12 protein-coding genes and 1 pseudogene are annotated in these 12,826 nt (G+C 63.5%); 8 read left to right on the plus strand and 5 right to left on the minus strand.

Annotated elements, in window-relative coordinates; genetic code table 11:
- The first annotated feature begins 24 nt into the window (after positions 1-24).
- From ACIQLF_RS10545 to ACIQLF_RS10555, 3 genes are read left to right on the plus strand one after another with little or no spacing between them, the layout of a single operon-like run.
- Positions 25-831 (plus strand): ECF transporter S component, encoded by an 807-nt coding sequence (locus ACIQLF_RS10545; protein WP_400297808.1) that lies wholly within the window; start codon positions 25-27, stop codon positions 829-831.
- Between the two features lie 3 nt (positions 832-834).
- Positions 835-1,599: an energy-coupling factor transporter transmembrane component T gene (locus tag ACIQLF_RS10550; RefSeq protein WP_400297810.1), complete on the plus strand. Its 765-nt coding sequence runs from the start codon at positions 835-837 to the stop codon at positions 1,597-1,599.
- Positions 1,596-3,017 carry an ABC transporter ATP-binding protein gene (locus tag ACIQLF_RS10555; protein WP_400297812.1) on the plus strand — a complete coding sequence of 474 codons (1,422 nt, stop codon included), beginning with the start codon at positions 1,596-1,598 and terminating at the stop codon, positions 3,015-3,017. The genes ACIQLF_RS10550 and ACIQLF_RS10555 overlap by 4 nt, the downstream gene beginning before the upstream one ends.
- 822 nt (positions 3,018-3,839) lie before the next feature.
- Here the strand turns inward: ACIQLF_RS10555 and ACIQLF_RS10560 are convergent.
- On the minus strand, positions 3,840-4,592 hold the full coding sequence (locus ACIQLF_RS10560) for a DUF4240 domain-containing protein (protein ID WP_400297815.1): 753 nt from the start codon (positions 4,590-4,592) through the stop codon (positions 3,840-3,842).
- A gap of 675 nt (positions 4,593-5,267) precedes the next feature.
- Between ACIQLF_RS10560 and mscL the strand changes: the two genes are divergently transcribed.
- Positions 5,268-5,741, plus strand: coding sequence for a large conductance mechanosensitive channel protein MscL (gene mscL, locus ACIQLF_RS10565; protein ID WP_400297818.1), 474 nt, complete (start codon positions 5,268-5,270; stop codon positions 5,739-5,741).
- Between the two features lie 342 nt (positions 5,742-6,083).
- On the opposite strand, the gene ACIQLF_RS10570 is transcribed toward mscL, so the two are convergent.
- Positions 6,084-6,599 (minus strand): putative immunity protein, encoded by a 516-nt coding sequence (locus tag ACIQLF_RS10570; protein ID WP_400297821.1) that lies wholly within the window; start codon positions 6,597-6,599, stop codon positions 6,084-6,086.
- Between the two features lie 257 nt (positions 6,600-6,856).
- Here ACIQLF_RS10570 and ACIQLF_RS10575 point away from each other — a divergent pair, with 257 nt between their 5' ends.
- Complete coding sequence (locus tag ACIQLF_RS10575) at positions 6,857-7,996, plus strand: beta-propeller fold lactonase family protein (protein ID WP_400297824.1); 1,140 nt, start codon at positions 6,857-6,859, stop codon at positions 7,994-7,996.
- Positions 7,997-8,043: 47 nt separating this feature from the next.
- Here ACIQLF_RS10575 and ACIQLF_RS10580 read toward each other — a convergent pair.
- Both ACIQLF_RS10580 and ACIQLF_RS10585 read right to left on the minus strand, forming a co-directional pair.
- A pseudogene (locus ACIQLF_RS10580) lies at positions 8,044-8,732 on the minus strand (FMN-binding negative transcriptional regulator).
- Between the two features lie 9 nt (positions 8,733-8,741).
- Positions 8,742-9,335: a hypothetical protein gene (locus tag ACIQLF_RS10585; RefSeq protein WP_400297826.1), complete on the minus strand. Its 594-nt coding sequence runs from the start codon at positions 9,333-9,335 to the stop codon at positions 8,742-8,744.
- Positions 9,336-9,493: 158 nt separating this feature from the next.
- On the opposite strand from ACIQLF_RS10585, the gene ACIQLF_RS10590 reads away from it, so the two are divergent.
- Positions 9,494-10,345, plus strand: a complete 852-nt coding sequence (locus tag ACIQLF_RS10590) for a class I SAM-dependent methyltransferase (protein ID WP_400297829.1) — start codon at positions 9,494-9,496, stop codon at positions 10,343-10,345.
- Between the two features lie 314 nt (positions 10,346-10,659).
- A complete protein-coding gene (locus tag ACIQLF_RS10595; RefSeq protein WP_400297832.1) occupies positions 10,660-11,361 on the plus strand; it encodes a class I SAM-dependent methyltransferase in 702 nt (233 codons plus the stop codon).
- A 264-nt stretch (positions 11,362-11,625) separates the two neighbouring features.
- Here the strand turns inward: ACIQLF_RS10595 and ACIQLF_RS10600 are convergent, their stop codons facing one another.
- Positions 11,626-12,261, minus strand: coding sequence for a cysteine hydrolase family protein (locus tag ACIQLF_RS10600; RefSeq protein ID WP_400297835.1), 636 nt, complete (start codon positions 12,259-12,261; stop codon positions 11,626-11,628).
- Positions 12,262-12,381: 120 nt separating this feature from the next.
- Here ACIQLF_RS10600 and ACIQLF_RS10605 point away from each other — a divergent pair, with 120 nt between their 5' ends.
- Complete coding sequence (locus tag ACIQLF_RS10605; protein ID WP_400297837.1) at positions 12,382-12,816, plus strand: DUF5956 family protein; 435 nt, start codon at positions 12,382-12,384, stop codon at positions 12,814-12,816.
- Positions 12,817-12,826 lie beyond the last annotated feature (10 nt).

The following is a 12,826-nucleotide window of genomic DNA, read 5'->3' on the forward strand; positions in this document are numbered from 1 at the left end:
CCTTCGTATCCGAGGAATGCCCCCATGTCACCGAACCTGACCCTGCCCGAGACCGCCACCGGGAGCCCGCTGCGCCGCCGCATCCTGGCCTCGGCCGGAGCCCTGCTGCTCGCGGGCACCTACGCCGCCCTGGTGATGACCCAGCCGGCCGGCCTCACCGACGGGCTCGGCGCGTCCGTGGCCCTGGCGACCTTCGCCGCGTACCTGGTCGCCGCGCTCCTGCTGCTGGCGGCCGTGCTGCCCGAGCTGCCGGTCTCCACGCTCACCCTGATCCCCGTGGCGCTCGCGCTGAACATCGTGCTGGGCCAGTTCGTGGGCTCCGTGATGGTCCCGCTGTACCTGGACTCGCTGGGCACCGTGCTGGTCGGCTTCCTGGCCGGACGCCGGGCCGGCGCCGCCACCGGCGTGCTCGGCACGCTGATCTGGTCGCTGTTCAACCCGACCGTGCTTCCCTTCGCCGCCGGCGCCGCACTCGTCGGCTTCCTGGCCGGCACCGCCGCCCGCTGCGGCGCGCTGCGCCGCCCCTACCTGGCACCGGTGGCCGGCCTTGCCGCCGGCGTGCTGGTCGGCGTGGTCTCCGCCCCGGTCGCAGCCTTCGTCTTCGGCGGCACCTCGGGCGTCGGCACCGGAGCGGTGGTCGCCGCGTTCCGCTCCATGGGCGACTCGCTGCTCTCCGCCGTGACCAAGCAGGCACTGATCTCCGACCCGGGGGACAAGGCGATCGTCTTCCTGCTCGCCGCGCTGCTCATCTACGCACTGCCCGGGCGCCTGACCGCAAGCTTCGCCTTCGTGCGCCGCCACAACGTGCTCGGCCGCCGCAGCTCCCGCTAGCCAATGCCACTGCCCCGTACCGCTCCGCTGCACCCCTTCACGGTGCTCGCACTGGCGGCCGCCGTCACGGCCACCACCGTGGCCGCCGGCCGCTGGTGGCTCAGCTGCGCCGTGCTGCTCGGGTGCCTGCTGCTGGCCGCACGGGCACGCCGCGCCCTCAAGCTGGCCGGGCTCGCCGCCGCCATCCTGCTGCCCGCCTGGGGTTCCCAGCTGCTCATCCACGGGATGGTCAACACCGCCGGCAGCCACGTGCTGGCCGCGGCCGGACCGCTGCGGATCACCACGGAGGGGCTGGCGACCGCCGGCGCGCTGGGGCTGCGCACCGCGGTCCTGGTGGTCGCCGGGCTGCTGTGCACGCTGCTCATCGACCGCCACGACCTGGTCGCCGCGGTCGACCTCTCGCCCGCCCCGCCCCAGCTGGGCTACCTGCTGGCGGCCACGCTGTCACTGATGCCCCGCATGGCCGAGCGCCAGCGGGCCATCGGCGAGGCGCAGGCGCTGCGCGGGGCAGCCGCCGGTTCCGGGGTCCTTGGCTGGTGGCGGCGCGTCACCCTGCGCGCGGTGCCGCTGGTGCTCTCCTCCCTGCAGGACGCGGCCGACCGTTCGGCCCATCTTGCGGCACGCGGCTTTCCGGCCGCCGGGCCGCACACCCGTCTGCGTTCCGTGCCGGATTCGGCCGCCCAGCGACGGCTGCGCCGGGTTGCCATGGCGTGCGTCGTGCTGGGCCCGCTGGCCGTCCTGGCCCCGACCTGGGCGGGACTGGCATGAGCGGGGCCGGCATGGGCGCGCGCGGTACCGCGGTGCTCGGAATTGAACTGGCGAGGTTCCGGTACCACGGGGCCTCCCGCGACACGCTCGCCAGGATCGACCTGTCCCTGGCCCCCGGATCGCTGACGGTGATCGTGGGGGACTCCGGGTCCGGCAAGTCCACGCTCGGCGCGGTGCTGGCCGGGATGCTGCCGCGACACGACGGCGACGAGCTGGAAGCGACGCTGCGCCTCGCCGGGCGGGAGATCCGCCACGGCACCGGCAGCAACGTGCGCATCGACCCGGTGGGGTGGGCCCGCCAGGTCGGGATGCTGCCCCAGGACGCCCGCCACTACCTCTCCGGGGTACGCGAAACCGTCGAAGAGGAACTGGCCCTGGGCCTGGAGAACGCGGGGGTTCCGCGCGAGCAAATGCGGGAGCGGATCGCCGCGCACGCGGACAGGCTGGGACTTCACGCGCTGATGCACCGCGACCCCGGAAAGCTCTCCGGAGGGCAGGAGCGACTCGTGGCGCTGGCCGCGCTCGCCCTCGGCGAGGCCCCGGTGCTGGTGCTCGACGAGCCGCTGGCCGGCCTGGACGCCGCGGCGGCGGCCCGGGTTTCGGCCCTGGTGGACCGGCTTCGTTCCGAGGGCACCGCGGTGGTGCTGCTCACCCGCTTCATCGACCGGCTGGCTGCCGGTGCCGATCGGGTCCTGTCGCTGCGCGGGGGCCGTTGCCACGAAGCGGCGGACATCGCGGAGGTCGCACCCGCCGTGCATGCCTCACCCGCGCCAACCCGGCGACAGGTGGCCGACGCGCCCGCCCTGCTCGAGTTCTCCGGGGTCCACCTTGGCTACCCCGGCACCGCCGGAACCGTGGTGGCCGGCCTGGACCTCCAGCTGGGAGCCGGGGAATGTGTCGCCCTTGTCGGCCCGAACGGGACCGGCAAGACCACTGTGCTCAAGGCAGCGGCCAGCCTGATGCGCCCCGCTGCCGGACGCATGGTCGGGACCGCGTCGCCGGGCGGGTCCGTGGGTCTGCTGCTGCAGAACCCCGTCGACCAGCTGTTCGAGCGGACTGTCCGCCGCGAGGTTGCTTTCGGCCTGCCCAAGCGCGGTCCCCAGGCCGCCCGGATCCCTCAGGTTCTGGCCTCGCTGGGGCTGGCCGACGAAGCCGAGACCCACCCCTACGAGTTGCCGGCCTCGGCCCGCCGGCTGGTCGCCCTGGCAACGGTGCTGGTGCGCGAGCCGACGGTCTTGTTGCTCGACGAACCGACCGAGGCGCTGGATGCGGACGGGTTGGCCTGGCTGCGCGCGGCGATCGGATCCGTGCTGGGCCGTGGTGGTGCGGTGATGCTTGCCACCCACGATGCGGCGTTCATGAATGCCACCGCGCACCGCGTGCACCGGATGGAACCGGCCGGTCACGCCCCGGCTTAGAGTTGGTTGGCCCGCCTCAGGGCGGGCCGCGCCTTGTGCGTCTGAGTGTCATTTCGGTACGTTGGCCACCGCATCGAAATGACCCAATGCGGGATTCCACAAGGCGAAGTGTCCGGAAGGCATGCCCATCCCACTGGCGGGCACCCTCCTGACCTAGTACTTTGGGTCGCCGGATTGCGGGAATGTGAATTTCACCGTGCAACGGTTTGACGACTGGCACATTGATTCGTTGTCGGCAGGGGAACGCCCCGCGCATTCCTTGGCCCTCCACACTGTCGGTAGCCCAGAATTAGCAATGCCACGAAAGTAATATGGAATTTGACTGACTCTTCCAACCTGACCGCCAATGGAGGCTGGTGGCTTGCATTGGCCATCGTGACCGCAGGGCTGGCTGAAACCAAGGGCCGGCGCCGATGGATATGGTTTGTTCTTGGCCTGTTTCTCGGTCCAATTGCCACCGCACTTGTCGTCGTCTGGGGCCGCCCCTCCGTAGCGCAGGACCGCCAACCCGGCTGGACCAGCCGACCAGGACAGTTCTCCGGTCAGCAATGCACTTGGTGGCCGATGAAAATTGGGTTATGTGTGTTCAGTTGGATCCCGCTATCTATTGGGCGTGCAGGGCAAAACCGAAGGAATAGGCTTGCGCCGCACACCCGGCGGCAGACGGCCAACGAGCACCCCAACGCGAGGGTGGTTTGAGAGGTCCTCCATAGTCCATCACGCGGGCGAAGTGACAGGCTTCCACCAAGTCGTTGATGGAAGCCAGCCAAAAATTCGTCAACCGACTGTTCCCCACCGCGCCAGCTTGGTGATGCGTCCTGCTTAGCCTGCCGGAAGGGGCGTGAGGCCCGGATAGAGATACTCGACTTCTTCCTCGTCCCAAGCGGTTCCCGAAGGTCCTTCTTCCGCAATGGTCGAAGGGCTCTCGGGGTAGTCCTCGTAGAGATCCCTTCCACCACTGCTGCGCAGGTATGCCTCTTCTCCGGCGTAAGCGAGCAACTCCGCGTCACCGATTTCGGTATCGCTGACGAGTCTTCCATCGGCCAATACCTGCGCATCCCGCTTCACGGCTTTGTAGTACTCGTTGCCCTGTCCGACCACCCAGTTCCGGAAGTAGTCGAAGCAGTCGTCCAAGCACCCGCCGACAAGTACGTAGGCCGCGCCCCACAATTCCCACGTGTAGAGCTTGAGGCTTTTCGAAACGAACGTGGCGTTGAAGGAAGCAATCTGTTCCGGAGGCATGGCAGCAAGTATTTCCTCCAACTCGGCCGCTTGACGCTCGGTGCTTCCCTCCGACGCTTCCCGCGACCGGTCGATGATGTCCCAGAATTTTCCGTCATTCATGTACTGCAGTTCTGGGATGAAGATTGCCGCGGGCCGGGAAACAGCGGTCGGCTCCACAGGACGTGGGGTCGCAACCTCATTTATTGGCTGTATGCCGCAGGCACCCAGAACCAAGCTGAGCACGGCAAACCCCAGCACTGCACCCGGTTTGGCGTTTGTCGAGCGAAGAGAGCTGCCACCAGCGCGAGACCGGAGCCCATCTTTACCAAACGCGTGGTTGACTGCTTCCATGATTCCCCCGTGGCTCGTTCGTCGGACTGCGAGTAAATCGCATCATGGGCACTTTACCGGTACGGCCTGTGACCGTTCGACTTTTCGCCCAGCACCAAGAATCCCGAGACCCAACCTTCGGGCCGAAATGCGGAGTCTGCCATTGTGGCCATGCCGAACCTGGATGTTTTTTCAAATGTGGCTGCGCTGGGTGTGCAATGCCGCTTGCAGCGCGTCTATCAGTCCGTGAGCGGAACGACTTGCGGTCGCGGTGCTCATGCGCTGATTGGTTGCTTAGGGGCGTCCCTAACGCGTGCCTTCTCTCACGAGGCACGGACCAGCGGTTCGCCAAACCTCTTAATAGGCCAATGCAGGGGGGGCTGATGCAGGCACGACATGGCGGAAGCGTCAGATTCAAGGCGCTGGTGGAATCACCAGGCCAGAAATTGTGTGGGTCTGGCTGCGGTGACCTCGTTGGTCTTTGCCGGAATCAGGGACCTGCTGGTGTTGTGTGCAGACACTAGGCGCTGCATCATTCTGTGCTGGCCGAAGGGCCGCTGCCGGGTCGGCACGCCGCCAGCAACTGGGTAGTAAGCGCCCCGCTCTGGCCTTCGGGCGGTGGCGAGAAAGGCTGCCACACCGGCGCGGCCTGCAGGCAGCCTCCCAATGGGGCCCGGGGGGAGCTAGCCTCGTGCCATGTCGAATATGTGGAAAGAATTCAAAGCCTTTGCCATGGGCGGCAACATGTTTGACCTTGCCCTTGGCTTCATCATCGGAATCGCATTTGCTGCCCTGGTGGTGAGCCTGACCAACGACATCCTGCTGCAGCTCGTGGCAGCAATCTTTGGCACCCCGGACTTCACGGCGCTGAGCTTCACTATCAACAACGCCGAAATCAGGTACGGCAATTTTCTCACAGTGCTGATCCGGTTCCTGCTGCTGGCGCTTGTCTTGTTCGGGATCGTCAAGCTCCTCAAACGCTTTGGCATGGGCAACTTCCGTGCCCAAGGCCAGCAGGAATGCCCGTACTGCAAGGAATTCGTGGCCATTGACGCCATCAAGTGCAAGTACTGCACGGCCGACATCGAGCCCGGACAACTTGAGGAAGAGGACGTCGAACTACTCAAGAAGCGCGAGGGCTGGCAGAACCCCAACGACGGCATCGCCTGACACGGACCCCCATGGCTTGATCGCGAAGGCCACGTACCGACGCCCGGATGTGCCGGGCGTCCCTGAAAACTTCCAATGCCAGGGAACAGTGAGTTGCTCAACCGGCAGAGGCAAGGCAACACGCTGGGTGCAGTCGCCCTGGCGGCAGATCGACACGTCTCCCGCAAATCCATAGGTACGCTCTCGTGGCGGCAGCATTCGTCAGGGCGCCGACCAGCTTGGCCTCACAGCCTTTAAGAAACCATGACGAGGACCGGGAAGCCCGAGCGACGCAGCGTTGCACTGAACCCAACCCGTCCGTTTGAACCAACCGTCACTGGGCAAGGTGAGCGGTCCGAGGTTTCAATCATTGAACACAGACCAGCAGATGTCGTTGCGGCGGGCTTGGTCTTCGAGGACGAGGTCGTAAAGACCTTGGGGAATCTGTCGGCGTTGCCAGTCGCGCTCAGCCTGGCCCGCCTCTTCTCCCTTCCCCGGGGGTGCAGCGGACTGAACCGCCTTGATGGCGTAGGCAGCGGCACCGAGGTCGTGCTCGGGAACATGGGCAACGCAGGCTGCCTGGCCGGCCGAGTACGCCGCAAAGCGCGCGGCTCCCCGCAGAGGCCCAGCGGCACCCATGGCGTGCCCGGCGACCGCACGGGCGTCCATCATCTTCGCTTGGCCGCGAGCCCAAGCCCGTGCCGCTTCAATCGCGTCGCGAGGTCGGGTGTCCCCACTGTTCGATTCCTCAAACAAGGGCAGCACGTGTTCGGCGCAGATGGCCGCCCACAATGCCAGAAGCCGGTGATCGGATTCTGTGAGCGTCCCACCCCGGCGGACGCTCACGAGCCGAGGGTCACGAACAGCGGGAAGGATCATGCGGCTACCTCACGCCGACACCATATTGCAACGGCAACTTGGCGAGGTGTCTGGTCATGCTTTCGTATTTCGAACCCCTAACGGGGTCCTGCCGCCCGGGTTGGTCGTCGACGACCATCCTTGACCAGCCCTCTGTCATTTGCAAGAGATGTCAGAATCCGTGCAATTCCGGTGACCGCGGAAGTCCTTGCATGGCCATCGTGCCCCCACCTCGGCGCCGCTGATATGCCCTTTCGTGAGAAAGCGTTTGGCTTCAAGTGAACGATCCTGCCAAATCCCTCGTCTTAGTAACTGGAGTCGGTCCTGATCTCAAAAACAAACCCCCAGAGGAGCCACACTTTATGAACAAACGGATCATCACAACCATGGCGGCGCTATCCCTGATCGCGCTGGCCCTTACCGGCTGCGGCGCCGCGACAGACACCGCCGGCGCAAAATCCCCGCCCACGGGTGCCGCGGCCGGTTCGGATCAGGTGGCTCCCGAATACAGCGGAACAGCATTTGACGCCGAGATTACCAACAATTCCCTCGCGGTGAGCCCGGATGAGAAGACCGCGGTGGTCTCGGACAGCCGCGAAAAATCGATCAGGGTCTATGACCTGGCCGCAGGTGGGCTGATCAAGAAGATCGGGGGCTTCGGCACGCCGCGGAACATCGTGTTTATCAATGAAGGCTCGCAATTTGTCGTCTCTGACAGCACCCTCGGCACCCTCCGTTTCTACGGCACGGAGGACTACGCGCTGCAGGACGAAGTCGTGGTTGGTCCGGGAGCATTCGGAACAGCGGTAAGTCCGGATGGAAAGACCATGTATGTGAACAACCAGGCACATAGCTCCGTCACGGTCGTCGATCTTGAGGCACGGAAACCGACTGACGTAATCACCGGCTTTTCCCGGCCAAGGCAAGGCATCAAGGTATCCCCGGACGGGAAACGAGTCTTTGTGACGAACTTCGAGGGGGACAAGGTCACCGTTGTCGATGCCGACAGCAAGCAGATTCTTCGCGAACTGACCGGATTCTCCAAGATCCGGGGAATCTCAGTGACCGCTGACGGGAACACGCTGTACGCGGCAAACAGCGGGCGCAACAGTATCTCCGTGGTCGACTTGCGGAACGGTGACAAAACGAACGAAATCGAAGTCGGCCGCGAACCATACGGTGCAGCGCTGTCGCCCGACGGCACCCTTCTTTTTGCCAGCAACAAGGCCGACAACACAATCGACGTCATCGACGTCACCGAGAACTCTGTCGTGAAGACACTCGAGGGCTTCAAGGAACCCCGCCAGGCGATTGTCTTCAGTCCTGGCCAAGACCGAGCGTATGTGCTGAACCGGGACCTTTCTGTTGCCCGCGTGAATGTAGAAGGCCTTTCCCTGACGGACACGATCCGCGAATAAATTAGGTGAAGGTCGGCCGCGCATGGTCCGCGACGCTCTTCCAGAACTCACGCAGGGCGGGAATGCTGCGCGCGGCCGACCCCGTGTGACATGAGCCGACCGATTGGCGCGCGTGTCCCTTCGGAATCCGGACGTGTGGTCGAGTCATGGGGCCGCCCGGTGCCAGATGCCGTTGCCAAGCGGTGGAGCCGTGGGTTGGCCTGTTCCACTTCGTGGGCCATTTGCGCATCGCCGCGTTCATGGAGTCCTGGCACCACTCTGTCGACGTCGACGATGGCCCTGAGCTGGCCGGAGATGTAGCGTTCGGGGGCGTCATCGACCGTCCATGGGCATTCGGTTCCGGCTTCGTTCAGGTTGTTCAGGGCCCTGAAGTGGTTTTCCAGCCAAGCCAAATCGTCGTGGATGACGGGCCTGCCGTAGACGTGGGCAGTGGAATAGTTCCAGGTGGGTACGACGCGTCCGTGTTCGGCCTTGGATGCGTACCAAGAAGGTGAGATGTAGGCGTCCGGCCCCTGGATGATGGCCAGTGCTTGTCCCAGAGCGGGTTCCGACCATTCGGGATTGATTCGGTCTATGTTGGCGTGCAGGGTGCCGTGTTCCCCGACCGAGGATCGAAGACGAATGGCAGCGTGGTGGCCAGCAGTCCCTTGGCCGTCGAGGTGACCAGGTTGGCGGCGGCCGGTGTGGTCAGGAGGTTGTGGATCGCAGTGGGGCTCTGCTTCGCATGGTCCGGAATTGATTCGAGCTAGTGTGACGACCCGGTTTCACACCGGACGCCCCTCGTCCGAGCCTTCAGGCGCGCAAACCAGGAAGGAGGGTCGGGAACGAAGGCGGGCCACGGGTGGGCCTCCATGATTTGCTGCACCGATGCCATAGCTGCGTCATAGTCGGCACTGGCAAATTCCAGCTTGGGCGGGAACCAGCTGAGGGGATCGTCGTTGCCGCTCGGTGTGGCCAGGTCCTCGCGGCCCATGATCTCTGCGACGGTGTCGTCGCCCGCCCAATGGGGGTTGGACCAGATAACGCGGTCGGCGGTTCGCGACAACCGAACGGCGAAGGAGCCGCACAGGATGTCTGCATCCATGGGGCACACGGTGAGCTCCAGCTCGCCCGGATCCAGCTCAGTGTTCGCCCGCAGTTCGGGATCGCGGTAGCCTGCCAGCCACTCCTTTACTCCGGTTTCAAGGAAACGGTGCGCGAACGGCGACATCCCTGCTTCTCTTTGCGGGTGAACGAGCACCGGGACGGGTGTGTGGTTCACGATGAGTTCTACCGCGTCGGCCGGCTCGTTCCATCTGGCCGTGATGGAAGAAAGGTCATGGGCTTCAGCGTTGGGCATGAGTCAAGTTTCCCACCGTGCGGCTATATTCGGTGGAATCCCTGAAAGGTCGCCAGACATAAACAACCGCTTGGCACGGTGCCTGACGAAAGCGGCTTGGATTGATCGGAATCAAACAAGTAGCAATCGTGCCTGACTAGTGCATAGACTCGACCACCATGGGTGATAGCCAAATTGAAATCGACTGGGAATCCGCGCGAACGAGCAACCGTGAGAACTGGGAAGACCGAGTTCCGTTGCACGAAGAGGCGTATGCGATTGGCGACTTGGACGATCCCGACCACCTGACCGGAGTCATCCGGACAGACTTGGCAGCACTCGCGCCTTTCCTCCCGGACGGCACGGTCTCAGGTTTGGATGTGTGCCATCTCCAGTGCCACATCGGTACGGACACGCTTTCGCTGGCCCGGGCCGGGGCACGGGTGACCGGCGTCGACTTCTCCCCGTCCGCCCTGGAATCCGCCGCCGGACTGGCTGAACGACTGGGCCTCGAAGCGACATGGGTCGAGACCGACGTCCTCGACGCCCGCGCGGCAGTCGATGGCGACTTCGACCTCGTGTACACCAGCATCGGAACCATCACGTGGCTTCCCGACCTGGACCGCTGGGCAGCCCAAGCGGCGGGGCTCCTGCGGGCCGGAGGGATGTTTTACATCCGTGACGGGCACCCTTCCCTCTACGCCATTGATGAGCATGCCGACGGACTACGGCTTCGCTATCCATACTTTGGCAACGGCCAGGCGCAGGTGTGGGACGACGAGTCCACCTACGCCGGAGACGGCAAGGTGGCACATGCCCGTACGTTCCAGTGGGCCCACTCCATGTCCGAAATCATCAACGCGCTTATCGGGGCGGGGCTGCAGATTCTCCGTCTCGACGAGGGCACGACGCTTCCGTGGAAGTTCAGCCCCCGCATGGTCGAAGTCCCGGACGGCTTCGCGTGGCCGGAATCCGAGCGTGATCTTGTGCCTTGCACCTACACGATCGTCGCCCGGAAAACGGCTAAATAGACAAAGCGGACTGGCCGTGGCCCGGTACATGGCAAGGCGTGGCGCAACTACCGTCATCGCCGCGCACGGTGACCGCGTCGAATCCACGCGCCATACGAGCCACTTGCCACGGCCGACAAATATCTGCTCAGTAAATACAACTCTGAATAATGAATCATCTGCGGGAAAAAGGTTTCAGGATTTCTTCGTGAGCCATCTCGAAGGGCAACTTGCGAGTGAGCGTGTCGACTCTATTTTTACCCGTAAGAATGAGTTAAGACTGTTAGTCTCATAAAAATTCGTGTTCCCATTCTGAGGTTCGGAGGAAATGTTAAATGTCCCAGGACACCAATTACGACACCTTTGCCGAGGCGTACTCGGCTGAGAACGAAACCAGCCTGATTAACGCATTCTACGAACGACCGGCGATGCTAAAACTCGCGGGAGATGTCCGTAACCATCGCATTCTTGATGCCGGTTGCGGCTCCGGGCCGCTCGCGGAAGAGCTCTGTGAACGCGGTGCCAACGTGACAGGATTCGACTCCAGCGAAGCGATGATCGGCTTGGCCCGGAAAAGACTTGGTGAAGAGGCGGAACTGCTCGTAGCCGACCTTGGCCAGCCCCTTCCGTTCGCCGATGACACGTTCGACGATGCAGTTGCCTCGTTGGTCTTCCACTATTTGGAAGACTGGGTGAGCCCGCTCAACGAGTTGCGGCGCGTCCTGCGGCCGGGAGGCAGGCTCATCATGTCCGTAAACCATCCGATCCTCTACCCCTGGACAAATCCCGGCACCGACTACTTCAAGCCCACGAAGTACTCGGATGAACTCACGTTCAATGGCCAACCCGGCACTCTGACGTATTGGCACCGACCATTGCACGCCATGACGGATGCGTTTGGCAAGGCCGGATTCCAGATCGAGGTAGTCAGCGAACCGCCGTTCTCGACCGACGCGCCTGCGGAAATCATCCCGCCACAATTCAAGGACCGGACTTCGTTCCTGAGCTTCATTTTCTTCGTGCTGCGCGCGAATTGACGGTGATTCTCTTCAAATCCGGTAGTAAGAACCGCGCTGCCCGTTAGGGGTTCCTGGGCGGTGCAAACGCCACCGAAATTCCCGAGGTCGATAAGTACACGTGGTTCTTCAGCCGCCGGATTCCCGTAGGGCCCGCCCGCGAAATGCCTGATGAGCGGGCGGGTGCTAACGGGCACCGGAACCGCAGACTGGACCCCTTGCGAGAATTCATGTTCCGTCTACCTCAGACCCTTGGTCCGAGGTTGACGATTCAACCGTGGTGCTTCAGTAACCGCGCGAGGTGTCGGCCAGATCTTGAGTCGATTCCAGCGAGGAAATGAATTCATCTGTGGTGGCCGGGGTCGAGAACATCGGGTAGTTGAACCGCACCGCGGACTCGCCCTCTTCCACGCTCGTCGCAGCGACTGCATCGGTGAGCGTCACGACCTCGAAACCGCGCTCATAGGCGGTGCGCATCGTGGATTCAACGCAGCAATTGGTGAGGAAACCTGCCAGCGCTACCTTCCGGATTCCCTTGGAGCGGAGGATGAAGTCGAGGTTGGTGCTGCCGAAGGCGTCAAGACCGCGTTTCCCCTCAACGACGATGTCGGATTCAACAGGTGCAAAGCGGTCGTCGATTTCCGCGCCCCACTGGCCCTTGACGAATGCCGTGGCGTCGACGACGCCCTTGAGGATGCCATAGGGGTGGGAAGATATCTCGTTGTAGCCCGGTGCGAAGCTGATCGGCGCGTGGATGACCGTGGCCCCGTTTTCGCGCGCGGCGGCCAGCACCTTCGCCGCGTTGTCCAGTGTCGAGTTCGCTTCAATGGAATCCTTGACGGCGTCATGAAGTACGCCTCCGGGGGAGGTGAAGTCGTTCTGGAACTCGATGAAGACAACCGCTGTGGATTCGTTGGACATGACGGGACTCCCTTGTTGGTGAATGCTTGCCGGAGGTGGCATCACCAGCGAATCTAATACGCCCCGTGGCGTGGGGGAAGGGGTTGGCACCGCAGACGCACCGCGTCTAGGGTTGTGGCCATGTGGAACGACGTGCCGGTTCAGGCGCCGGAACAGGGCTGGGAACTTCTGCCGGAAGACGGCTGGTTTGCGATGATCGGCTGGGCTTGCGGCGTATCAAACATGCGTAGGTTCCCCGGCAGCGATGAAGGAAAGACTGTTCGGGTCACCTGCATCGAGAACGGCACGGAAAGAACTTACCTCGAACCCTTTGGCGCAGAAGACCGCGCCAACGTCGATGAATCGGTCAATGGGTACCTCGCCGATGCGGGGATTCCTCCCCCGCCATCCGGTTTCGATTGGTACCTGAGGGTTCCCAACTCCTGGCCGAACGGTTCCTCGCCCCTGGATGCGCTGAGCTCGCGGATACTCGGCCGTCAGCAGGCAAACGAAACCCGCCCCAACCAAATCCTGGAAATCATGGAATCGGTCGTTGGCGGGTTCTATTTGAGGTGAAGCTTTTAGC

This window comes from Paeniglutamicibacter sp. NPDC091659 (genome assembly GCF_044756805.1).
In the GTDB taxonomy this organism is placed as follows: Bacteria; Actinomycetota; Actinomycetes; order Actinomycetales; family Micrococcaceae; genus Paeniglutamicibacter.

Excerpts from the sequence above, each read along its gene's own strand:
- ACIQLF_RS10545 (WP_400297808.1), top strand. The coding sequence starts at position 25 with ATGTCACCGAACCTGACCCTGCCCGAGACCGCCACCGGGAGCCCGCTG.
- ACIQLF_RS10550 (WP_400297810.1), top strand. The coding sequence starts at position 835 with ATGCCACTGCCCCGTACCGCTCCGCTGCACCCCTTCACGGTGCTCGCA.
- ACIQLF_RS10555 (WP_400297812.1), top strand. The coding sequence starts at position 1,596 with ATGAGCGGGGCCGGCATGGGCGCGCGCGGTACCGCGGTGCTCGGAATT.
- ACIQLF_RS10560 (WP_400297815.1), bottom strand. The coding sequence starts at position 4,592 with ATGGAAGCAGTCAACCACGCGTTTGGTAAAGATGGGCTCCGGTCTCGC.
- mscL (WP_400297818.1), top strand. The coding sequence starts at position 5,268 with ATGTCGAATATGTGGAAAGAATTCAAAGCCTTTGCCATGGGCGGCAAC.
- ACIQLF_RS10570 (WP_400297821.1), bottom strand. The coding sequence starts at position 6,599 with ATGATCCTTCCCGCTGTTCGTGACCCTCGGCTCGTGAGCGTCCGCCGG.
- ACIQLF_RS10585 (WP_400297826.1), bottom strand. The coding sequence starts at position 9,335 with ATGCCCAACGCTGAAGCCCATGACCTTTCTTCCATCACGGCCAGATGG.
- ACIQLF_RS10590 (WP_400297829.1), top strand. The coding sequence starts at position 9,494 with ATGGGTGATAGCCAAATTGAAATCGACTGGGAATCCGCGCGAACGAGC.
- ACIQLF_RS10595 (WP_400297832.1), top strand. The coding sequence starts at position 10,660 with ATGTCCCAGGACACCAATTACGACACCTTTGCCGAGGCGTACTCGGCT.
- ACIQLF_RS10600 (WP_400297835.1), bottom strand. The coding sequence starts at position 12,261 with ATGTCCAACGAATCCACAGCGGTTGTCTTCATCGAGTTCCAGAACGAC.
- ACIQLF_RS10605 (WP_400297837.1), top strand. The coding sequence starts at position 12,382 with ATGTGGAACGACGTGCCGGTTCAGGCGCCGGAACAGGGCTGGGAACTT.